This window comes from Rhodococcoides kyotonense, from assembly GCF_900188125.1.
In the GTDB taxonomy this organism is placed as follows: Bacteria; Actinomycetota; Actinomycetes; order Mycobacteriales; family Mycobacteriaceae; genus Rhodococcoides; species Rhodococcoides kyotonense.
In genome coordinates this window covers 79,069-101,422 of sequence record NZ_FZOW01000015.1, presented here as the reverse complement: position 1 = coordinate 101,422, position 22,354 = coordinate 79,069, and the positions used below count along the sequence as shown (strand labels likewise).

22 protein-coding genes and 1 pseudogene are annotated in these 22,354 nt (G+C 60.0%); 7 read left to right on the top strand and 16 right to left on the bottom strand.

Going from position 1 to position 22,354, the window contains the following annotated elements; translation table 11 throughout:
• Positions 1–11: 11 nt before the first annotated feature.
• Both CHB96_RS22365 and CHB96_RS22360 read left to right on the top strand, forming a co-directional pair.
• A complete protein-coding gene (locus tag CHB96_RS22365) occupies positions 12–971 on the top strand; it encodes an LLM class flavin-dependent oxidoreductase (RefSeq protein WP_089250416.1) in 960 nt (319 codons plus the stop codon).
• Between the two features lie 11 nt (positions 972–982).
• The gene (locus CHB96_RS22360; RefSeq protein ID WP_089250414.1) at positions 983–1,393 is read left to right on the top strand and encodes an organic hydroperoxide resistance protein; all 411 of its coding nucleotides are present in this window, start codon (positions 983–985) and stop codon (positions 1,391–1,393) included.
• Positions 1,394–1,415: 22 nt separating this feature from the next.
• Here the strand turns inward: CHB96_RS22360 and CHB96_RS22355 are convergent, their stop codons facing one another.
• From CHB96_RS22355 to CHB96_RS22320, 8 genes are all read right to left on the bottom strand, one after another.
• Positions 1,416–2,612: an NAD(P)/FAD-dependent oxidoreductase gene (locus CHB96_RS22355; protein WP_089250412.1), complete on the bottom strand. Its 1,197-nt coding sequence runs from the start codon at positions 2,610–2,612 to the stop codon at positions 1,416–1,418.
• Positions 2,613–2,642: 30 nt separating this feature from the next.
• Positions 2,643–4,319: an FAD-dependent oxidoreductase gene (locus CHB96_RS22350; protein WP_089250410.1), complete on the bottom strand. Its 1,677-nt coding sequence runs from the start codon at positions 4,317–4,319 to the stop codon at positions 2,643–2,645.
• The gene (locus CHB96_RS22345; RefSeq protein ID WP_089250408.1) at positions 4,319–5,689 is read right to left on the bottom strand and encodes a cytochrome P450; all 1,371 of its coding nucleotides are present in this window, start codon (positions 5,687–5,689) and stop codon (positions 4,319–4,321) included. Before CHB96_RS22345 ends, CHB96_RS22350 begins: the two co-directional genes overlap by 1 nt.
• A gap of 11 nt (positions 5,690–5,700) precedes the next feature.
• Positions 5,701–5,892 (bottom strand): ferredoxin, encoded by a 192-nt coding sequence (locus tag CHB96_RS22340; RefSeq protein WP_089250406.1) that lies wholly within the window; start codon positions 5,890–5,892, stop codon positions 5,701–5,703.
• 21 nt (positions 5,893–5,913) lie between these two features.
• A complete protein-coding gene (locus CHB96_RS22335; RefSeq protein WP_089250404.1) occupies positions 5,914–6,780 on the bottom strand; it encodes a mycofactocin-coupled SDR family oxidoreductase in 867 nt (288 codons plus the stop codon).
• Positions 6,781–6,869: 89 nt separating this feature from the next.
• Complete coding sequence (locus tag CHB96_RS22330) at positions 6,870–8,336, bottom strand: aldehyde dehydrogenase family protein (RefSeq protein WP_089250402.1); 1,467 nt, start codon at positions 8,334–8,336, stop codon at positions 6,870–6,872.
• Positions 8,337–9,038: 702 nt separating this feature from the next.
• Positions 9,039–10,442: an amidohydrolase family protein gene (locus tag CHB96_RS22325; RefSeq protein ID WP_089250400.1), complete on the bottom strand. Its 1,404-nt coding sequence runs from the start codon at positions 10,440–10,442 to the stop codon at positions 9,039–9,041.
• Positions 10,439–11,542 carry a CoA transferase gene (locus CHB96_RS22320; RefSeq protein ID WP_089250398.1) on the bottom strand — a complete coding sequence of 368 codons (1,104 nt, stop codon included), beginning with the start codon at positions 11,540–11,542 and terminating at the stop codon, positions 10,439–10,441. Before CHB96_RS22320 ends, CHB96_RS22325 begins: the two co-directional genes overlap by 4 nt.
• Positions 11,543–11,941: 399 nt before the next feature.
• Here CHB96_RS22320 and CHB96_RS22315 point away from each other — a divergent pair, with 399 nt between their 5' ends.
• Complete coding sequence (locus CHB96_RS22315; RefSeq protein ID WP_089250396.1) at positions 11,942–12,961, top strand: zinc-dependent alcohol dehydrogenase; 1,020 nt, start codon at positions 11,942–11,944, stop codon at positions 12,959–12,961.
• A 649-nt stretch (positions 12,962–13,610) separates the two neighbouring features.
• Here the strand turns inward: CHB96_RS22315 and CHB96_RS22310 are convergent.
• From CHB96_RS22310 to CHB96_RS30420, 5 genes and pseudogenes are all read right to left on the bottom strand, one after another.
• Entirely contained in the window at positions 13,611–14,348 is a 738-nt protein-coding gene (locus CHB96_RS22310) for a GntR family transcriptional regulator (RefSeq protein ID WP_141136535.1), read from the bottom strand.
• Positions 14,349–14,371: 23 nt separating this feature from the next.
• A complete protein-coding gene (locus tag CHB96_RS22305; RefSeq protein WP_089250392.1) occupies positions 14,372–15,643 on the bottom strand; it encodes a CaiB/BaiF CoA transferase family protein in 1,272 nt (423 codons plus the stop codon).
• A gap of 2 nt (positions 15,644–15,645) precedes the next feature.
• Positions 15,646–16,791, bottom strand: a complete 1,146-nt coding sequence (locus CHB96_RS22300) for a thiolase family protein (RefSeq protein WP_089250390.1) — start codon at positions 16,789–16,791, stop codon at positions 15,646–15,648.
• Positions 16,788–17,027, bottom strand: coding sequence for a Zn-ribbon domain-containing OB-fold protein (locus tag CHB96_RS30210; protein WP_245866024.1), 240 nt, complete (start codon positions 17,025–17,027; stop codon positions 16,788–16,790). Before CHB96_RS30210 ends, CHB96_RS22300 begins: the two co-directional genes overlap by 4 nt.
• A 6-nt stretch (positions 17,028–17,033) precedes the next feature.
• A pseudogene (locus CHB96_RS30420) lies at positions 17,034–17,204 on the bottom strand (zinc ribbon domain-containing protein); the annotation flags it as partial.
• Positions 17,205–17,551: 347 nt separating this feature from the next.
• Between CHB96_RS30420 and CHB96_RS22290 the strand changes: the two are divergent.
• From CHB96_RS22290 to CHB96_RS30415, 3 genes are read left to right on the top strand one after another with little or no spacing between them, the layout of a single operon-like run.
• Positions 17,552–18,091 (top strand): type II 3-dehydroquinate dehydratase, encoded by a 540-nt coding sequence (locus tag CHB96_RS22290; protein WP_217899976.1) that lies wholly within the window; start codon positions 17,552–17,554, stop codon positions 18,089–18,091.
• Positions 18,092–18,116: 25 nt separating this feature from the next.
• Positions 18,117–19,439: an MFS transporter gene (locus tag CHB96_RS22285; RefSeq protein WP_245866022.1), complete on the top strand. Its 1,323-nt coding sequence runs from the start codon at positions 18,117–18,119 to the stop codon at positions 19,437–19,439.
• Positions 19,436–20,272, top strand: coding sequence for an alpha/beta fold hydrolase (locus CHB96_RS30415; RefSeq protein ID WP_089250384.1), 837 nt, complete (start codon positions 19,436–19,438; stop codon positions 20,270–20,272). The genes CHB96_RS22285 and CHB96_RS30415 overlap by 4 nt, the downstream gene beginning before the upstream one ends.
• Positions 20,273–20,737: 465 nt before the next feature.
• Here the strand turns inward: CHB96_RS30415 and CHB96_RS22275 are convergent, their stop codons facing one another.
• Genes CHB96_RS22275 through CHB96_RS30410 form a run of 3 tightly spaced genes read right to left on the bottom strand, consistent with a single transcriptional unit; the run spans position 20,738 to position 21,550 of the window.
• Entirely contained in the window at positions 20,738–21,016 is a 279-nt protein-coding gene (locus tag CHB96_RS22275) for an aldehyde dehydrogenase family protein (protein ID WP_245866057.1), read from the bottom strand.
• The gene (locus tag CHB96_RS30205; RefSeq protein WP_245866059.1) at positions 21,016–21,183 is read right to left on the bottom strand and encodes a hypothetical protein; all 168 of its coding nucleotides are present in this window, start codon (positions 21,181–21,183) and stop codon (positions 21,016–21,018) included. Before CHB96_RS30205 ends, CHB96_RS22275 begins: the two co-directional genes overlap by 1 nt.
• A complete protein-coding gene (locus CHB96_RS30410) occupies positions 21,167–21,550 on the bottom strand; it encodes an aldehyde dehydrogenase family protein (RefSeq protein ID WP_371829041.1) in 384 nt (127 codons plus the stop codon). Before CHB96_RS30410 ends, CHB96_RS30205 begins: the two co-directional genes overlap by 17 nt.
• A gap of 273 nt (positions 21,551–21,823) precedes the next feature.
• On the opposite strand from CHB96_RS30410, the gene CHB96_RS22265 reads away from it, so the two are divergent.
• On the top strand, positions 21,824–22,345 hold the full coding sequence (locus tag CHB96_RS22265; RefSeq protein WP_089250379.1) for a MaoC family dehydratase: 522 nt from the start codon (positions 21,824–21,826) through the stop codon (positions 22,343–22,345).
• Positions 22,346–22,354 lie beyond the last annotated feature (9 nt).

Below are 22,354 nucleotides of genomic sequence, written 5' to 3'. Positions count from 1 at the left end.
TGTCGGATAGTATGAGCTTCGAAGAATCGGCTCGGTTTCCGACTTTCGGCGGCGGCTTCGGGATATTCGTACCGCAGGTAGGGCTCGACTTCCAAGCAGTGATCGACGCGGCTGTTCGTGCGGAACACTCCGGTTTTCAGTCGTTCTGGCTGATGGATCATCTGTTCGCCCCTGCAGCGAATCGGGCTGATGCGTTGGAGAGTTGGACATTGATCTCTGCCATCGCAGTGGCCACCGGAAGAATTCGGCTGGGTCATCTCGTCGGATGCAACCCATTTCGGCATCCTGCTGTCCTGGCCAAGATGGCGGCCACGGTCGATAGGATCGCGGGAGGTCGGTTCGAGCTCGGCTTGGGTTGGGGATCGATCGAATCCGAATTCGACATGTTCGGTATCGAATACGACTCTCCCCGTTGTCGTTCGGAACAACTGGCCGAGACGATCGAGATTGTCCGAGCGATGTTTTCAGGCGAACCCTTCGATTACGAGGGCAAGCACTTTCGACTGTCCGGTGCATTCGGGCTGCCAAGGCCTGTCAACGGCTCGATTCCGATTCACATCGGTGGAGCAGGCCGGCAGTTGACCATGCCGATCGTAGCCGAGTTGGCTGATTGGTGGAATTGCCCTGGAGCCGCACGTACTCGACTGGAAGATCTTGCACGGCGTGCGGGGAATGCCCGCGTGTCTGCGCAATACGCGGTGGGTATGATCACCGACGAAGCGCAGCGAGCGAAGGTCGTCGAAAGAACACATCGCCGATTGCCTGAATCCGGCTGGGGACCCGCAATGATCGGCACTCCCGCAGAACTTGTGCAGAAGTTCGCTGCGGAATTCGATCGTGGAATCGAATTGTGCATCGTCCGCCTGCATGACCTCGCGAACCTCGAAACCATCGATGTATTCGGCCGTGAGGTCGCATCGGTTCTCACTCGGGGAAATACCACGTACGGCAAACGAGCCGCCACGAACTGAAAGGTATACCGATGAAGATGATGTACACCGCAGAAGCTCTGTCCACCGGTGACGGTCGACGCGGCCACGGTCGCACGTCGGACGGTGCGTTGGATGTTGAAATGTCGATGCCAGGAAGTGGAACAGGAACCAATCCCGAGCAGCTCTTTGCCGTCGGATATGCCGCGTGCTTCCATTCTGCGCTTCGGTTGGCAGGAGGTCGCCGCAAAGTGGACATCGGCGACTCGGCGGTGGGCTGCCGTGTGTCGTTGGGGCAGCTCGACGACGGCACCTTCGGGCTTGCTGTCGAGATCGAAGTCAGTGTGCCCAATTTGAGTGCCGATGTCGCACAGCAGATTGCTGACGAGGCACATCGGTTGTGCCCGTACTCGAACGCAGTCAGAGGGAACATCGACGTCACGGTGACGGTGGCGGCCGACTGAGACCGCCGCCAACGCACCTACGTCACACGAGGTCGTGTATAGGGGTTCGAGCGATAACATGTGATCGCATCTTCATGACCGCGGCCGGTTTGCCCACGCCGACAACCGCCGTCAACTTTCCCTCTCGGCTGTAGAGTACGACGAATTTACCACCCTCGTCGGAGACTACGTGGACGTCGTCTCCGACGCCGGGATGGCCGAGCGCCTGAAGTTTGAGGTCGAACTGGTCGCTCCAGAAGTAGGACACAGCAGGCCGGTCGTCCGGTGCGATATCGAGAATTGTTGCCGCAACTGTCGTTGCTTGCGCTACGACGTTGTTCCAGTGCTCGACGCGCGCTGGCGAGCCCGCGTTGTCACGCCAGTTCGCTACATCGCCCACGGCGTAGACGTCGGGGACCGAGGCGTGACCGTTGGCATCACATGAAATCCCACCTCCTACCGCAGAATCTGCGATCTCGATACCGGACCCGGCAACCAAGTCGACCACCGGAGTCGACCCGATACCGAGGACGACGATGTCGGCGCGGATTTCGTCACCGTCGGACAGCGTCACACCGGTGACGCGTTGCTCCCCGATGATTCCGGTGATTCCGACACCGGTGCGGAGGTCCACGCCCTCGGCCGCGTGCAATCGACCGACCATTGTGCCGACCTGTATGCCGAGTGCCGCCGACAGGGGTGCTCGGGACGCTTCCACCACTGTCACGCTCAGTCCGCGGGTTCGCAAGCTGGCGGCCACTTCGCACCCTATGAACCCGGCACCCACGATGACAGCGTGGGTAGCGGATTTACTGGCGGCCCGCAGTGATCGCGCGTCGTCGATAGTACGAAGGACGTGCACACCCACGCGATCGAGTGCAAAGGGCAGCATTCGAGGCTTAAGTCCGGTTGCAAGTACCAACGACGAGTACGCCACGGCCTCAGAAGATCCACCGTAGGCGGGTTCCACTGTGACGGTCTTGGCCACCGGATCGACCGCTGTCACCCGTGTGCCGGTGCGTAACTCGATTCTGTTCTGCTCGTAGAACTCGGTGGGATTGAGGTCGACTTGATCCACAGTTCCCAGTAACAGTGCTTTGGAGAGCGGCGGTCGGTCGTACGGCGCATGCGTTTCCTCACCAATCAGTACGATGGGTCCCTCGAAGCCATTGTCCCTGAGCTCCGAGGCCACGCGAGATCCGCCCAGTCCTGCTCCTACGATCACGATGGGAGTTTGCATCGTCGGTCTCTCTCTCGATGTGGGAATGAGTCATCTCGATCGGACGACGTTCATCATGGAAGCGACGTCGACGAATTTGACTCGAGGACGATTTTCGGCCTTCCCTGCGTCGCGTTCGGCGCGGTCGATGAGAGACCAATCATCGAACCTCAATGCTTCCGGGTTGCGTTCGCGCACAAGGGCCAGAATGTCGGCAGGTCGATGCGGTGAGGCAGTCAGAACACCATCGGAGTAGTCGTTAAGTAGTGCATCCACGGTTTCGGTTGCGCACTTCTTGTTGGTGCCGATCACTCCGGTCGGTCCTCGCTTTATCCAGCCGGTGACGTAGACACCCGCCATCGGGAGGCCGCCGTCGGGGTCGATTACGCGGCCGTCGACGTTGGGGACTGTTCCCTTGCGACTGTCGAACGGTAGAGCATCGACCGGAAGCCCTCGATATCCGATCGACCTGAAGACGATTTCCGCTTCGATTCTTTCGCTGTGGTCAGTTGCCACCGCGACAACAGTTCCGTCTTCTCCGATTTCCAGTCGGTTGCGGACCAGCTTCACCGCTTCCACTCGAGAGGATCCCTCGATCGCTACCGGCGATGCCCTGTACCGCAGGACGAGTCGCTTGGATCCGCTTCCGCGCGGACGCGATGCGGCCGCTTGCGCATACCGAACCTTGGCGTGGACGCTCGAGTCCGTTTCGGGATGCTCAAGTACCGTTCGGGTGACCTCGTCCGTGGCAACTTCCTCGGACTCGACGATGACCTCGATGTCGTCCATGGACAACAACGCGAGCATCTCCGGGTTGGTGTAAGCCGCTTGTGCGACGCCTCGCCGACCGATCAACGTGACTTGACGAATGTTGCTCTTACGCAGCGATTCCAGGGCGTGGCGCGCGATGTCGGTCTTGGCGAGCCGACTGTGATCCGACAGTAGAACGCGGGCGACGTCGAGAGCGACGTTGCCGTTGCCGATCACCACTGCGTGCTTGCCGGTCAAATCGAACTGTCGATCAGCGTAGTCAGGGTGGCCGTTGTACCAAGCGACGAATTCGGTTGCAGCGTGGCTTCCTGGGAGGTCTTCGCCCTCGATGTTCAATCGACGGTCCGACGATGCGCCGACCGCATAGATCACGGCATCGTGGTGGGCGAGCAATTCGTCGTGGGATACGTGTTTGCCCACATCGACACCCAGGCTGAGTTCGAAATTGTCTCGCTTGCCGAGTGACCGAAACATGTCGATCACGGCTTTGGTTGACTGATGATCCGGTGCAACCCCGAAGCGCGCCAAACCGTACGGGGACAGCAGCCGATCGAACATGTGGATCTTTGCGGCTTTCATCCCGTACAGGTCCAAGGCCGCATAGAACGCTGCAGGACCTGATCCTACGATTGCGACGCGGAGGCCGGAGTAGTCGGACTTCCTCCAAGTTCTCGGCTCAGGACTCTTCGCGTCCACGTCATTTGCACGCTCGAAGTACTTGGCATTGAGGTCCAGATAGTCGTCCTGATCTTCGGTGAGATCGTCTTCGGCTCGGATCGCATCGACCGGGCATTCGTCGACACAGGCTCCGCAGTCGATGCACGTATCGGGGTCGATATGCAGCATTTCCGCACTCATGAACCCCGGCTCGTCCGGGGTCGGATGAATACAGTTGACAGGACAGACCGCAACACAGGAAGCGTCGTTGCAGCACGACTGCAGGATGACGTACGTCATCAGTCTCCCTCGCCTCGAGACCTGCGCTTGGTTACGGGTTCTCCGAGACGCTGTTCGTCCACAAGGATCTGCAGACGACCGATCGTCTCGTTCAGCCCCGCACCCAACCGCTTTCCCGGAGTGAACGTTGCCGGCAGATTGCGCATTCCGTTGATTACACCGATGGTTTGGTAGTGGACGCTTCCCGAGGGGTCACACACATAGTCCGGCATACGATCGAGCACCTGAGTAAGCATGCGTTTGAACAGATTTCGAGCTACATTCGATCCGATGCAGCGGTGCTGGCCGAGACCGAAACTGGCGTGCCGATTCCCGCTCCGCTCTAAATCGACCTCATGGGGGTTAGGGAAGATCTCCGCGTTCCTGTTGGCCATCGCCCAGGACAACCACAACCTGTCGCCCTCCTTGAAGTGGGCACCGCTGATCTCGACATCCTCCGCGAAGGTTCGGCCGTCACCGGGAGCAGGAGTGTAGAAGCGCAGGAATTCCTCGGTCGCCGAGTCGATCATGGTCTCGAGGTTGTCGTGCAGTCGAGTTCGCTCACTTGGGTGCTCGGACAACCATTCCAATGCATGGGAGGTGAGTGCGGTTGTCGTGTCGAAGCCTCCGCCGACCAGTAGTCCCAACGTTTCCATGATCGCTTTGTGACCGATGGGTTCGTCCACGACCCGTGCGTTCAGCAGTGCGAGTGCGAGCCCGGGTCGGGGATTCGGGTCGTCCTTCATCGCCAGAACGAGGTTCGACATATGGTCCATCGCGTCGTTGAGACGTTCGAAGACTCCAACGATTTCGGGCGAGGTGTACGGGGTGTAGACCGAGGCATGCACCGGCTCGACGTAGCGCTCGTAATCCGCGAGTGGCATTCCGAGCAGGCCCATTGTCGCCACTGCGGGAACGATGTTGGCGAGGTCGTCGATGAAATCGATCGAACCCGACTCGATCCGATCGTCGATGCACGCACGAGTGATCTCGTCGATAACGGGCACCCATCGAGCCACCGCAGCAGGAGACAGATAGGGATTGAGCGCCTTGCGATAGTCCTGCTGCTCGGGTGGATCCAGTTCGAGGAAGCCACCGCGTGACTCGCGACCCTCGGGAGCGGGGATGTTGATTCCCTTGTATCCCTTCCTCAGTCCCTCGTAGTCGTTGTCGTTGGACAGAACGTCCGATCGGCGTGCTATCTCGAACAACTCGGGCATGTCGCTGGCTACCCAGTGCCCGTCGTAGGCTTCGGTCCACGCGACCGGGCACCGGGAATGGAGGTCGTCGGTGATCGCGACGAACTCCTTTCGATATCCAGGAGCGTGTCGGTCGAAGTCGATCGGGCACTTCTTGTGATCAACGGAAGAGCTGATGTCGTCTGTGGTCATTGTGGGCCCTTTCAGAACTCGACTATGGCACGCTCAGGGCACGACTTGATGGCCTCCTGAACGTTTTTGACCTGATCGGCAGGTGTGTCACCCGCGACGGCCGACGCGTGGCCGTCCTCGTCGTCGAGTATGAACATCTCTGGTGCCACCATCGAGCAGATGGTATGGCCCTGGCAGAGTTGGGGTTCGACGTGAACCTTCATGAGTCCAGTCCTTTCGAATCTCTAGAAGTGGAACGAGTGGTTCTTGAGGTAGGAGCCGGCGTCGATCCGCATCTGCATGCCTGTCACGTAGCGCGATTCATCGGACGCGAGGTAGACAACCGCATTGCTGATGTCGACCGGATCGACCCACGGAACAGGCATTGCCTGCTGCGCCGGAAACGCGGGGATGGCATCTTCCCTCGTCGGATTCTCGAGGTCGGGCCGAAACGCGCGGTACATAGCATCGCTCTGCAGCATGTTCGTGTCGCAATTGGTGGGGTGGACGACATTGGCGCGAATCAGTCTGGGGGAAAGATTGCGTGCCAACTCGTGCATGTAGGCGGACAAGCCTTGCTTTGCGACGATGTAACCGTTGCCACCCGGATCCTTGCCGGGTTGGTCGACGATGTCGTTGGGCATATAGGCCGCTGCCGAGCCAGTTGCGATGATCGATGATCCTTCGGGCAGATGAGGAAGTGCGGCGTGCACGGTGTTCAGGACACCGATCAGGTTGACTCCCACCACATCGATCCAGCCCTGTAGTTGATCCGTTGCACCCATCGGGGCGATGCCTGCGTTCGCAACCACGATGTCCAGGTGACCCAACTCAGCGATGCCGGCACAGACGGCGTCGTTCAGCTGCGCGAACTCGCGAACGTCCGCCTCGATTGCGACGATACGACGGTCGACCTTCTCGACCAACCTTGTGGTCTCCTGCAGATCCTCCGTGCGCGAGAGTGCATACGAGTTGCTTGCGATGTCCTGACACAGGTCTACTGCGATGATGTCAGCGCCTTCCTCCGCAAGACGGACAGCATGACTACGTCCTTGTCCACGCGCTGCGCCGGTAACGAAGGCGACCTTGCCTTCGACTCTTCCCTTGCTCATGATGGAGATCCTTTCGGCCGCGGGAGCGACCAGGTCGTGTCTTGTTCGTGCCGCGGGTGGCGGCCGACTTCTGGAGTTACGGAGAAGTGCTAGCTTCGAACTTTCGGGTGTGCGATCGTCTTCACCTCGAGAAAGTCCTCCAGACCGTCGGTACCCCATTCGCGGCCGAGTCCGCTTTGCTTGTAGCCGCCGAAGGGCGAATTCGTGTCGAACCATTGAGCTCCGTTGATTCCGACCGTCCCGCTTCGCAGACGGTTTCCCACTCGGAGTGCACGGTCGAGATCGGAGCTGTACACCATCGCCGAAAGGCCGTAGATAGTGTTGTCGGCGATGGCGATTGCGTCGTCGTCGTCGTCGAAACCGATCATTGTCAACAACGGGCCGAAGACCTCCTCCTGTGGAACGGGGGACATGGGGTCGACATCGGTGAGCAGGGTGGGTTCGACCCAGTACCCTCGATCGAAACGAGACGTCGGCTTGCCGCCGAGTACTACCCGGCCGGTGTTCTGTGCGATGTCGTAGTACCGCAGGATCGACGCCTTCTGGTTCGCGTTCGCAACAGGCCCCATCATGTTGGCAGGGTCGTTCGGGTCGCCCCAGGGAATCTGGCTCATGATTGCCACTGCCATGTCGGTCGCTTCGCCCAAGCGGCTGTGTGGCACCAGGATTCGGGTGAGGGTCGTGCAACCTTGGCCCGCGTGGTAGCAGATACTGCCGGCGAGCATTGGTATTGCCTCACCCAAGTCAGCGTCGTCCAGGATGATGGCCGGTGACTTTCCGCCGAGTTCGAGTGTGAGGCGCTTGAGGGTTGGCGATGCCGAGGCCATCACGCGACGGCCCGTAGCAGTCGACCCGGTGAACGTGATTGCGTCGACTGCGGGATGTGAAGTCAAGACCGCGGCATCCTCACTGCGCAACGGTGTGACCACGTTGAAAACGCCCGGGGGGATGTCGGTGTGAGCGGCCGCGATTTCGCCGAGTACCAGTGCGCTGTAAGGAGTGTCAGGAGCGGGCTTGAGAATCACCGTGCACCCTGCGGCCAGCGCTCCTGCGATCTTTGCAATGTTGAGGTAGAGCGGAACGTTCCACGGTGTGATTGCAGCAACCACCCCTGCGGCCTCCCGGCGGACGTATCGCGTCGTCGGCGCGGGTTCGTCGATCTTGTCGGGAAGAGCTCGCTCGAACCCGTAGGTCTCGAGGAGGTCGACATAGTGTCCGATGAACCGGATGCAATCGTCGAGTTGAATCTGATGAGTGGTCATCACCGGCGCACCGGTCTCGGCAATGATCATCGGGCGAAGCGTTTCGCGATTCTTTTCCAGCCCTTGCTGTAACTGAATCAGGCATTGGCGACGGAATGCGTGATCCGTGGACCACGATGTCGTGTCGAAGGCACGTCGCGCAGCCAGAATCGCTCTCTCGATGTCCGCAGCGGACGCATCGGGTGCAGTACCGATGACATCCTCGGTCGCGGGGTTGATGTTCTCGAAAACCCGCCCCTCCGACGCTTGGACTAGTTCACCGTCGATGAGCATGAGGTGTTCTGGGATGGTCATGGAACTCCTGATGGTTGGCGCCATCGGATTCCGATGGCGACGGTGTACATCCAATCGAGACGGACGAGTACGTGTTTAGCCGAAGCAGAAATTGCGTTCAGTGAGGTGTAGATCACTAGAAATTACACAGACTCAGTCGATATGGCAAGAAGAATAATTGATTGAATTGTCGTTCAACTTGCGAAATTCCTCAGGTGCATCGACGGTGCTCGGTATACTTCCGGCCGTGCCCCGGGGCTATTGAACCTGCTGCGCAGGAATGTTTTTGGAATCGTTGTGACGATCTTCGCGTAGGGCGATCTGCTCAAGGTCCCTCCGCGACTAACGGCCAGTGCTGTCCGCGGCGTCGGCCGCGCTGGCCTGCTCACGAACGCAAGCCAGGTGCAACTAGTCGTGCCTGTCTCGGCGAGTGTATTTGCGCATTGGCTCTGGGTAGTGACGTGCGAGGGCAGCCTGTCGAGGTGAAGGCAGGCGTACTGCCTTCACCGGCCGGTTGTGGCAGTCGGCCTTTGGTGTGCGCGACGCGTCCAACTGAGGATCGGCGCAGCGCATTCGGTCTCGGTTCGTGCCTTGGACTACTCGCGTTGAGGTGTCATGCCGCTAAAGTTACATCACTGTACGGATAACTGTCTTGGAAAATCACGAAGCCAGTAAACACCGAACGAGAGCCCGATCCCATGCACTGCGTTCGCGTGCGGTACGTCAGGCCCGAATCCCGCCGACGTAAGTCTCGCGCACAGCATCCGCTCCAGGTGAGGCAAGTATTTCTTCGATGGGGGCCGACAGTACGACGAAGTCGGCGGGTCGCCCCACTGTCAGGCGACTGGGGTGCCCGCCCGGGTCGTGTGCCGGTCCGAGGTACGCATCGAGCGCAGCGGCGGCGGAAACTCGCTCGGACGGTCCGAGGATCGAGCCGGACTGGGTCCGCCGTCGCATTGCGGCAACGATCACTGCCCACGGGTCCAGAGGTCCGTAAGGTGCGTCGCTGGACAATGCGACCGGGACTGCTGCCTGTAGGAGGGAATTGCAGCGGTACAAATCGGCGTGATCGCGTCCGTCGACCTCTCGCAGGTAGCGGTCGCCCCTGTCTGCAATGAAGCCCGGCTGCGTGACGATGCGCACGCCCATCCGTCGGAGTGTCGGGACGCAGTCGACCGGAACGATCGAGGCGTGCTCTATCCGGTCGCCGGTGAGGGGGCCCGCGTGTTCGAGCGCGGCGAGCAGCAGGACGAGAGCTGCAGCCGAAACGCAGTGGACGGCAACGGGTCTGCCCGCTCGGTGAACGGTTTCGATCCTGTCGACCAGTTGGTCGTAGTCGGGGAGGTCGGAGTCGCCCAGTACGATCTTGTACGGGCCGGCCTTCACCAGGCCCTTCGCATCGCCGTCGACGAACCCGAGGGGAGCTCCGAGGATATGCACGCGCTGTGGAATTTCTCTCGAATCCACTGCCTTGCTGAGGCTTTCGACTGTTTGCATGCTTAAATCGGGGGTGGCGTCTGTGACGGAAGTGATCCCGAACAGGCTCAACGTACGTCCTACTTCACGCAGGTTGGGAGGCTGCGCGTGCGGTAGCCGCTCGCGCAGCCAACCGTCTGCCCGCCACAGACGCCCGTTCGCCGCGCCTTCGGAATCTCGCTCGACTCCGATGAGGGTCGAACCGGCGAGATCGATGTTCTCGGCGGCGAGAGTGTTCATCATCCAAAGTGCACCGCTCCGATGCTGAATTCGTACTTTGCGGTTTGGTTGCATCTTGTCGAGAGCGAATCGATCGAGCGCTCCGGCTACACTTTCTGCGTAACCAATACCGCGTATCCATCCATCTCGATCAACGGGCGCGGACGCAAGAGCTTGCGCGAGGTCGTCGAAATCGCTGACGTCTGGCGGTCCACACTGCACCGACTTTTCCGCCGCAGCCATCGCGTGTAGGTGTATGTGGTGGTCCGTCAGGCCCGGAATCACGGCGCAACCGTCCGCGTCGACGACGGGCATTCCTTTGGACGGCAGTCCGTGTCCGACCTCGGCGATCCTGCCATTGTCGATTCGAATGTCGGTGTTCGCTACGCCGTCGACCTCGGCATCGCGGACGATCCAAACCGAGGCGTTCATTGTATCCCGAAATCACTGAGGACGGATGTTGTGTCGGCCCCACTTGCCGGAGCGCAAACTGCCGAGATCCTGTGTCGAGGCGGGCGGGGCGTCGACGCCTCGGAGTGAGCCACGGGTCCCAGAGTCGAACGAACGACGTCGCTCATCGAAAGGTCGATCAACCGACCGTGGCCGGGCGCAGTGGAGAATACCGCCGCGGCAGCCGTTAGCCCCGTGAGTGGATCTGCGATGGCGTCACCCACGAACAATGGGTCGCCGTTTTGGTCTCGGGCGACGAGACCGCTCGACGCTGCGATGTCGTCGCCGAACCCGATTCGATCGATGGACCGGCCCCGTGCGGTGATCGAAACCCAGATCGCCCCTTTGTCGACGAATTCTGCTGCGTGGAGACCGAAACGCTGCAGGGCCCGAGGGCGAGACGCTTCGACAATGATGTCCGCGCGCTCTACCAATTCGAGCAGGGCTCCGCGATCAGAAGGTACGGAAGGGTCGAGTACAACCGACTCGTGTCCGGCATGAAGCAGGTCGTAGAACTGTTGATTTCCGCCACGCGCACCGTCTGGTCGCTGCGGAGTTTCGACCTTGATTACTCGTGCACCCGCCAAGCCGAGCAGATGAGCACATAGAGGTCCCGCCCACAGTGCACTGAAATCGACCAGCACCGCACCTACGACGGACCTGACCCTGGCTTCCAAGTTGGGAACGACGCTCGGCGTTGGCTCCGCATCGTGCACGACCCCTCCGGCCAGACCGAGCAACTCGACACGAGTATCCAATTCCGCAGATGTATGATCGGCTGCCCATGCCTCGACAGGTGTCCAAGGATCACGGTCACCCATATCGACGCCGATCATCGCCCCGAGAAGCGCGTGATCGTCCGGACGAGCACAGGACAGAACGGTCCACCCGTCCGACGCTCGAATCAACCGGGTGTGTCCACCTACTGAGCGTCGTCCTTGGCGAGTCCATCGAGTGAATGCAGCCCGTTCGGCTAGCAAAGCACCGCCGTCGACGTGTATTGGGTGCGCAGTTGAATCGGTGACAGCCTTGAGGTACGACGAGAGCTGGCGGGCAATCGAAGCGGCGTTACCGGGTGGCATTACGGGGAAGCCATCCTGTCGCCCGGTGAGTGTCAACACGCCGCTATCGGACCAGTCGTGTGCGGGTTCTGCTGTGTACACAGCAGAAGGGTAGTGGATCCGGTGGTTTGAATGGTCTTGGTACGACGATATTTCGGGCAGACCGACTGAGCTTGCCCCCAGGCGGCTATCGAGAAATTGCAGCGCGTCGGCAGCGGTGGATCAGCGCCCTAGCCGAGGCCGACAGGATTGCACTCGATCGGCCAGCCTAGTTGGTGCAAACTTCCTGCTTCGAACATCCGGCCGCGCCAAAACTCAACTAACTGTACAGTGACGTACGGATACGGATGTTGCGTCGGTACCGAGGCAAGATGCGATCCAGCACCCCGTTTCTCGAATCAGTCGGAATGGAGTTTTGCGTTGAAGAGTGTATTCGTCACCGGGCCGGGAAAGCTCGAAGTTCTGCAAGTATCCGAGCCTCAGGCAGGCCCAGATGATCTTTTGGTCAGGGTCATGGCTTGTGGCATCTGTGGGGCTGATCCGCATACCCTGAAGCAGGGGAGTGTTGTCGCCGGTGCCGAGCAGACGGCATTGGGCCACGAACCTGCAGGTGAGGTAATCGAGGTGGGCGCCGAAGTGACCACAGTCGAAGTAGGTGATCATGTCGTCATCGACCCGACAGGTGTGCGTGACGCAATTATTGGTGGAGGTGGTCCGCAGGGAGCGCTGAGTGAGGTAATTGTTGTCCGCGGAGCAAAAGAAGGTAAGAATTTTTCGGTAGTTCCTAAGCATGTGCCATGGCACGTCGCTGCATTGGCTGAACCGCTCGCTGTCGCTCGACGCGTCGTCGACAAGACTAATCCGCGGCCAGAGCACAAAGCGATAGTGTTCGGTGCGGGGCCTGTCGGACTAGGTGCATTGCTGGCTCTCAAGCATTACGGTGTTTCGCATGTCGTTGTCGCTGACGTTCAACCAACCAGGCTCGAGGTGGCTATGGAACTGGGAGCAGACGCAACAATCGATTCGAGTCGGCACGATGTTCGAAGTCGTCTCGTAGACCTTCACGGGACCGGCTCCGACGCTTTCGGTCGCCCTGGACTGCCTGACACGGACATCTACATCGACGCGGCTGGCGTGCCGGCTGTTGCTCAGACCGTGTTCGCGGGTCCCAAATTAGGGGCGGTTTTTGGCATCGTTGCGATCTACCACGAGTCCGTACCGGTAGATTTTCAAATGCTCATTCCATCGGAATTAACTATCGTCCATTCGATGGGGCATCCGTCCGGAGAAATGTTCACGGTTGCCCGAGACATCGCGAAAAATACCGAAAAGTATGCACGAATTGTCGGCGACGTAATCCCGTTTAAAGATGTTGCATACGCTATCGAGCTGGCTGGTAATGCAAGTAAGTCCAGCAAGGTCGTAGTATCACTGAGCTGAGCCAAGGGCTGGTGCATCGGTAGACTACAGGAGTGTACAGCAAGGCTATAGCCGATGATCTATCCTAGCGTAGTCCTTACGAAAACAATGATCCGCCCTGATCTGATATTCACGGAATGCTGAACCCAGGTACCGGTCCAGCATTCCGTGGACTACTCACTCGGGTGCGGCTCCACCTTCGAGGAAGTGTGAGCACCTAGAGACCGGCTCGGTCGTTGCATTGCGTAAGTCTTCGTCCCCGTTTACTTTTTTATTCTGGTCGGGTCACCCTAAACTTTCTCGACAAGCGAGTCTCAATCTGCGCGATCAAACACGTACGCCTTCGCGTGCCATCGTGTGACTGCACGGCGCAGTCCACCACCTCGAGGTGTAACTCGGTAACCGGTCATTTCGCAATTGCGGCGGTCATCTCGTCCAAGTCGTCGGTGCACCCTCCTGCGCTCTACCGATAAGATACTTCGACCTAGGTTGAAGTGATCACGGAAATGAATTCATCATCACGCGGCACCACACAACCCATCGTGAAAGGACCGCCTTTGATGCTTAGGATGTTGAGGCGGCCGAATGACCCGACCGCAGCCTGATTGGGGCGGTCGCAGTCTCGATAACAGTGACATGTGCGACGACCGCGGCCCGAAGTCGGCCAGTGCTATTCACGTCCGATGGTGCCTTGGAGTGTGCGCAACGAGTGCCGCACGAGTGATCGGCTCAGTGCACCAGCGAGTTCGATATCCCGCTCGCGAAACGCGCGGAGCAGTCGCGCATGATCGTCGACCGAGGGTTTCAACTGTCCGGGGACGGTTAGAGTGCGGTGTCTGAAGCGTAGGACACGAAGTCCGAGCGAGTCGACGGTCCGTTTGAGCATCGAATTGTCGGCGATCTCTCCGCATGTGTCGTGGAAGTCGACGTTCGCCCAGAAGTACGAATCGACGTCGTTCGTGCGGTACGCAACCTGCATACGCTGCATTTGAACGTCGAGAGGGCTGAGGTCTGTTCCGTCGGATTTCGATGCGACCTCCTCGGCGACCATTCCGAACAGGTTGCTGAGCAGGTGGTAGGCGGATTCGATCTGTCCCGCATCGAGTGTCGCGACCCGTGGTCTACGTCGGGCAGTCAATTCGATGAGGCCCTCTCGGTCGAGCAGATTGAGGGCTTCGCGAACTGGCGTGCGGCTGGTGGAGAAGCGTGCCGCCAAGTCGACGGAGTTGAGGTCGGCGCCGGGTAGGAGTGACCCCGTGATTATCTCCTTCGCGACCCATTCCGCGATGACGAGAACCAACGAATCGCGGCGTTCACCGTTGTCGAGAAACCGTTGAAGCAGCCCGGGTGGAAGCTCGAATCCAGGCTCGCGCGGTGGCGGGTCGGATGTTGGCGATGGAGGCTCCATGTCGAGGATGGTACCCACCTGATTCACGGGTTCCCCGCCTCGGCGAACTGTGCTTCATCGGTCGCCGCGTTCGGAGACACGACGACTCCGGCTTCGGTGAGAAGTCGTATCTCCTCAGGGGCGTATCCGAGCAGCTCTGTCAGGACCTGCTCGGAATGTTCGCCGAGCGCTGGAGGGTAGCGAAATTCTGGAGGGTCTTCGTTGCGGAACATGACGGGGCTGCCGAGCACTTCGACCGTGCGGCCATCGGCGTGGGTCATCCGTCGCACCATCCCTCGGTCGGCATCTCGGGCATCAGCCAGGGCCTCGGGCACGGTCTTGATCAGACCTGCCGGGACTCCCTTGGCGTTGAGGATCGACACCCACTCTGCTGCTGTTGTGGACAGAAACCGTGGTTCGACTATCTCCCACAGGGCTTCTCGGTTGGCCAAACGACGGGCTGGGGAGTGGAACCGTTCGTCGAGGGGAAGATCGGGCACACCTATCGCCTCGCACAATGCGTGCCACATTCGTTCGGTGTTTGCGGTGACTGCAAATTCGCGGCTGTCGGAACCGGTGAACGTTCGATAGGTAGGAATCGAATCATGCCTACTGCCCTGCGGTCCGGGTGTCATGTTTCCGACCATGCTGTATACAGCTTGGTACGACAGCATCGCGAGTTGGCCGTCGAGCATTGCTGCGTCGACCCAACGTCCGCGACCGGATTCTTTGCGCGCTATCAGCGCTGCCAGCAGTCCGATCACTGAGTAGAGGCCGGCTACGACGTCGCCGGCGGGGATTCCCAGTCGTACTGGAGGGCCACCCGGTTCGCCGGTCAGACTCATCACTCCGGATTGTGCCTGGACGATCATGTCGTATGCAGGAAGGCGCGACATCGGCCCGTCCTGACCGAACCCGCTGATCGACACCCAGATGAGAGCGGGGCGCTCGGCCTGGATTGCGTCGACGTCCAAGCCAAGGCGCTCGAGGACACCAGGCCGGAAGTTCTCGACCACCACGTCGACCTGGTCGAGTAACGATGTCAGGATCCTATGGCCTGCTTCTCGCTTGAGATCGACTGCGATGCATCGCTTGTTGCGGTTGTTGGCGAGGTAGTACGCACTGTCCGGGCCGACGCTGTACGGCGGGATGGTCCGTGTCATGTCTCCACAGAGCGGTTCGAGCTTGATCACATCCGCGCCGAGGTCGCCGAGCAGTTGCGTCGCTGACGGGCCTGACAAAAATGTCGTCAGATCGAGCACAATGATTTTGGAAAGCGGACCGGTGGGGCGTGCGTCGTGGTTCTCCTCTGACATCTCTATGCCTCGCCTTCGAAAATGTGAATACAGCATGATCCGTGGTCCAGCCACGACAGTCCGCCTCCGGTGACGTGGGTCATTGCGTGACGGGCGTTGGCGACCTGACGTTCACCTGCTTGATCGGTGAGCTGCCAGAAGACTTCCGCGACCTGCGCGACGCCAGAGGCCCCTACCGGGTGACCGCGAGAGAGCAGGCCACCCCCTGGGTTGACAGCGACCTCGCCACCGAGCGATGTGGCACCCGATCGGAGCATTTCGACGGCTTCTCCCGTTTCGCACAAACCCAGGGCTTCGTAGTAGACGAGTTCCGCGACGGTGAACGCATCGTGGAGTTCGACTACGTCGAGGTCAGTGGCGGTCAGCCCTGCGTCTGCGTACGCATCGCGCGCACTGTGCATGGTTATTTCGGGTCGCAGCATGTCCCGATAGCCGAGCGCCAGACTTCCCGAGTGGAGCACCGAGGACATGATCCGAATGGCTGCCTGGGAAAGAGTTCGACGAACATCGTCGGACACCACCAGGACTGCGGCGGCACCGTCGCAAGTTGGGCAGCACTGGAGCAACGTCAGCGGGTCTGCAATGGGTCGCGAAGTGAGAACCTCGTCAACTGTCGTCTCGGACTGGAACCGAGCGTACGGATTCAATGCTCCGTGTCGACGGGCCTTGACAGCGACCTCGGCCAGGTCCTGTTCGCTGGCGCCGCGTTCGTGCATGTACCGCCGTGCGCGCATTGCGTACACGGCAGGCATCACGAGTCCAGCCCGAGCCTCGACATCTTCGCTGGACAGCGGTATGGCACCGCCGCCGAACTGAGTCAACTTCTCTACGCCGACGACAAGAGCGATGCGGCTCTTGCCCTGGGCGACGGCAGCGTGGGCAAGGTGAAGCGCCGTTGCGCCACCGGAGCACGCGTTCTCGACATTGACGACAGGAATCCCCGCTATGCCAAGGTCTCTCGTCACGCGCTGTCCCGGTAGCAATCCGGCGAAGCTACTTGCGCAGAACACCGAATCGATCTCTTTACGGTCGATACCTGACGACTTCAATGCCGCCAGGACTGCCGGGACTGCCAGTCCCGAGTACGTCGACTCCTTGTGTCGGCCGAAGGCAATCATTCCGGCGCCGACTACATGGACGCTGTTCATCGGAAGTCTCCTGTAGCGATCGGGCTGAAGGACCAGGTGCCGTCCGCATCCGCGCGCAGCGTCACGGTCGCATCCATGGACAAGCTGTCTATTTCCCCTCCGATCTCGCCGAGTACCCGCAGGTCACCCGGAAAATCGACATAACCGATCGTGTACGGGACCTGGCGAGACGTCGAAACGTGAACGGTGGTCCAGGAGTACAGAGTGCCGAGTGGTCCCACAAGGTGAGGTTCCATCTCCTCCGAGAGGCACTCTGTGCAGACAGGTCGGGGTGGGTAGAACCGCGTACGGCACCGGACGCACTGGACACCGGCGAGTCGAGGTCCATCGGGGGAAGAAGCCGCGGGCAGCCGGCCGACCCAATGTGTATCCGAGAAGGGTTGGGACGGGGCCGCTGATCGGGTGCTTGTCACTACGAATGCTCCTACGAATGTGGGCTGAGATACCCAGGGGACGGTGATCCGATGTTAGCCCCGGAAGCCTAATTGTGTCGACACTTTGCCGCATTGTCGGATCGCCATCGACACGTGTCTCGATTGAGTGAGCCGCTAATGGAGGGCTTCACTTCGGCGAATCTATCAGGTATAACTGTCCTCATCGCAGGTAGATGTGTGACTCACCTCTCCATTTATCGCGGCAGTGATGCAGCAAGCAGCCCGCAGGTGAAGCTGTCAAGATCTACTTAGTGTCGACACTTGATCGACCTATCGGAAGCTTTTGCATAGCGGGGCATCACAGAACCCTCAAACAAAGGAACATCGTGAACAGCACAGAACCAGCAACCTCGCTTCTGCGTCCGGTGGCGGCCCGCCGCCATCGCATTGCCCTGATCGATGGGCCCAACATGTCCAACCTCGGTGCACGGAGCAAACGCATGTACGGCCCCATCGAGTCGCTCGAATCGCTGCACAAATTCGTTGCCGGTTGGGCGGAAACACTCGGCGTGGAACTCGAAATCTTCTCCTCGAACTACGAGGGGGCGATCCTCGAGTACATCCACGGATCGGCTGCACACACCGACGCTTACGTCATCAACCCCGCTGGCCTGACAATCCATGGGTCGGCGACCCGGCACGCTCTGCTGGAGACGCAGAGGCCGTACGTAGAGGTCCATTTCGCCAACGCCGAAGGCAGCGCGACGTCATCGCGGGGACCCATCTTCGGGCGCGCCGAATCAGTTTTCACGCCCACGGCTACTGGCGTGTGCATGGGGATGCGGCAGTACAGTTATGTCGGTGCGCTGGTGTCTCTCGCGCTGTCACTCGACGATGTCGATTTCCTAGCCCCGACCGAGAAGTAAAATTCTCCCTACCCGGAAGCGCGACATGAATGACACAGTCACACCCAATTCCACGAGCATGCAGCGCCGCGCGGCTCTCGCAGGCTTCGCCGCCAGCACCATCGAGCTATACGACTTCCTGCTCTACAGCACGATGGCCGCCTTGGTCTTCAACGAAGTATTTTTTCCCACATACTCGTCCGGGGCCGGATTGCTTGCGTCCTTCGCGACCCTGGCGGTCGGATTCCTGGCCAGGCCACTCGGAAGCATCCTGCTGGGTCGGCTCGGTGACCGCATAGGGCGACAGCGAACGCTCGTTTTTTCGCTGTCGCTCATGGCTGCCGCAAGCCTTGGCATCGGCGTACTCCCGACCTACGAACAGATCGGCGTCTTCGCTCCACTTCTCCTGGTGATCTTCCGGATGCTGCAGGGACTAGCGCTCGGTGGAGAGTGGGCCGGTGCAGCACTGACTCTGGTCGAACACGCCAAGCCTGGGCGCCGCTACATGATGGGCAGCATCGTGCAGATGGGTGCCTTCGGTATCGTCCTGGCGACTTTGGCCACCAGCATCAGCTCGAGTATCTCCGGTGACAACTTCCTGACGTGGGGCTGGCGACTACCTTTCCTCTTCAGCATTGTGTTGTTCGGTTTGACGTACTGGATCAGGCGGCAGATAACAGACAGCGCTGAGTTCGTCAAGGCCAAATCCGTTGCAACCACAAAGCCTTCGCTCGGATCGATCCTACGCAACCATTGGCGACCGATTGCGCTCGGCACAGGAGTTGCCGCTGCGGGCAACGTTGTCTACTACACTATCTCGACGTTCGGGCTCAGTTACGCCGTCAACGACGGTGGACTCCCGCGCACATCCGTTCTCAATGCGCTGATGATCGCTTCGGTCATCTACACAGCGTGCATCGGAGGTGCAGGGTGGTTTGCCGACAAATTCGGCCCCCGAGCGGTACTGCTGACCGGTATCACCGCGGCAGTGGTGATCTCTACTTTCTTTTTCACACTGCTCGATCAAGGTTCGGTGGTGATCGTCGGAATTGCATTCACTCTGTACCTCGCACTTGCTCACGCCCCGATACAGGCACCTCAAGCAGGCGTGTTCTCCGATCAGTTCCCGCCGCTGGCCCGCTACACCGGGGTCGCACTGACTCAAGCTCTCCCGACCACCATCATCGGCGGCACGGCCCCCTTCGTCGCGCAACTCCTGATGAACACGACTGGCTCGACCTGGGCAATAACCGGCTACATCGTCGTAGTCTCCGTCGTTGCGTTCGCCTGTACCTTTGCGCTCACTCGGGCAAGCAAATGGAAATCCGTTAAGGCGGAAGCATCGAACCCGACAACACACGCCAGATGATGGTGAGCACTACAAGCCAAGCGATGGACTTGGGCAGCGCATGCACCCTCGTCCATCGCTACGGCACCGGTGACGCTGCATCAAAGGTAATCGGGTTGCACTCACTGGGACTGGACGGCAGATCCTTTGGCCCGCTGGGATTGGGGCTAGCCGAAACAGGCGAGTTCGAGACATTTGCACCGGACCTCCGAGGGCACGGGGCATCCGATGCGCCGGTACACACTATCGACCTCGGCCGGATGGCCGCCGACGTCGTCGAACTCGCCCGACAGCTTCGAGGAGAACGCGTACACCTTGTCGGGACGTCGATGGGATCAGTAGTCGCGCGCATCGCCACAGCCACCCACCCGGAGATGTGGTCGAGTGTCACCCTCATCGCCGGTCCACCAACCGCAGTGCCTGGTATCGGAGTTCGAGGGAATTCCGCGAGACGGTCCGGTATGGCGGCAGTAGTCGATGAAACCTTGGCCAGGTGGTTTTCGGGACATGCACTCGCTGGTCCCAGCGCCTCAGTGGAGTACGCCGCTCAGGTTCTACGCGAGATGAACCCCGAGAGTTGGGCCGCTAGCTGGGCCGCGATGGAATCGTTCGCGACACCGGGGCCCATTCCAACGGCAATCGACACCCTGTGTATCGCAGGAGAAGACGATGTCTCGACACCTCCCGCTGTGGTCGCTGAACTCGCTCGGGTTTCCGGCTCGAAGCGCCCGCCGGTTGTCATCGCCGGCGGTACCCATCAATTGCTGCTTGATCACGCAGACGAAATTGCTGCGCTGCTTCAAAACCGTTGGCGCGAGCCTGATAATTCAAGGCAGATTGGAATGGAAAGCTAATGACAGATTTGTCCAGCGCGCATCGAACGTACTCCCTGCAAGGTTCCGGGCTGCTGCTCGCCTCGATGGATGTCGCTCCGGAGTGCGAAGAGGAGTTCAACAAGTGGTACTGGGAAGAACACTTTCCGGAGCGTATGGCATGCCCTGGATTTCAATGGGGCGCACGATTTCAGGCCGTTGAGGGAAGTCCGCGATACCTTGCGCTTTATGTCCTGGACGATCCTCAGGTCCTTGAAACTCCGGAATACCGAAAGATTGCCAGCCCGAGCCCGTGGACTCGTCGGATTCTCCCGGAAACCAGCAACCTCACACGAGCGGTTTACAGGACGATCTCTCCTTCGAACAAGCAGCAGAATCCATAGCTGGGAGCGGTCGTCAACGGAACTTGAGGCACTTCTGGTTTCAGGCGTTTTGGATCGGCACTCCCCACGCTTCCTGCATCGCGCGCATCTGTCAGTCGCATGATCACCCGAGGTCTCGACCGAAAATCCCTGCAGCCAAGCCGAACCCGGAGTCGTTCGCCAAGGCCGCGATGTCGTCGTCGGTGTATCGATGATCGACGAGGACCGGTCCGAAGACTTCCTGCGTCGAGATCTCCGATGTGCGTGATGCGTCGACTACGACCGTGGGAGGATAGAAGAAAGTCTCCGAGGCAACACTTTTGGAAGCTGAATGCACCAGTGCGCCATCGGCAATGGCCCGCTGAACGAGTCCATCGACCTTGTCGCGGTGTGCTGCGCTGATCAGTGGCCCATATCGATTCCCGATGCAAAGCCGGTGTCGACCTCGAGCGCGTCGATGCGTCCGACGATCCTTGCGAGCACCTGATTGCAGAGGTCCGCGTGCACGAATTGCTCGGGACTCCGTAGTCCACACCTCGCCAGCCCATATTGGTTAAGGGTGCGTGGCACACTCCCTGGTTAGCGACGTCGGCGTCGGCCAGCACGAAAGTCGGCGATTTCCTCCGAGTTCCAGGCTCACGCGTTTCATCGTGTCGACGGCGGCATGGCCGATGAAGTGGCCGGTCTCGACCGCGCCGATCAGCGCGATCTTGTCGGCACGGTGTGCCGTGCCCGAGCGGCTTCCGCGCTGTGATCGAAGCCCGGGACGATGTTGACTACACCGGGATGGGCCGCACTCGTCGCTCAATCGCGCGAGCATCAGAGCGGCTAGCGGTTTGAGCTCCGAAGCCTCGAGCAAAACAGCAGCTTGATGTCGATTATCGACGAACTCGGTGACTTGGTTGATCGGTCGGCAGGGAGCTGTAACCGCCCGCACCGGGGGTGCGCATTTCGAAGGGCTTTGTCCGCGAGCTCACATACTCCCATCACCGCAACGAGAAGGGGAAGGGGCGAGTTTTCTTCGATCCGACGGTGAGTGTTCTCGAGTAGTCCGAGCGTAGGGGATGCGCAGGTGCACGGGCATGACTGAGTGCCCCATCGGCCACCGGACCGGACTTATAGGTGTCGCTCGGATGCCGTTCCTGTGTGACTCATCGGTGTGTTGACCGAAGCCAACAGGGTTTAACTATATCTATGGTACCTATACACAATGACTATGCATAAGGCAGGGCTCGGACGCTACTTCGAAGACTTCGCGGTCGGGGACGTATATCAGCACCCGTTGGGTCGTACGATCAACGAAGCTGACTGCACCTGGTTCACGCTCCTCACCTGTAATTTGAATCAGAACCACTTCAATGCGGACTATGCGTCGCGAAATCCGGTGTCTCAGGGCAAGATTCTCGTGAATTCAGGGCTGACCATTGCCTTGGTTCTCGGTCTCTCGGTGCTCGACATGAGCCAGAACGCGGTAGCCAACCTCGGATTGACCGACCTGGCGCTCACACGCCCTGTGTATGTCGGAGACACCATCTACGCAGAGAGTGTCTGCACGGGTTCGCGCCCCAGTGCATCACGGCCGGGTTACGGGATCGTCGAGATGCGCACTCGCGGACTGAATCAAGGCGGAGAGACCGTCATGAGTTGGCAGCGATCGGCCCTCATCCCGGGCAGGGAGTCCGGGATCGGCCAGGATTACTTCCCGGCTGCGAAGGACGGGCCATTGGCGTAGGGGGCCAGG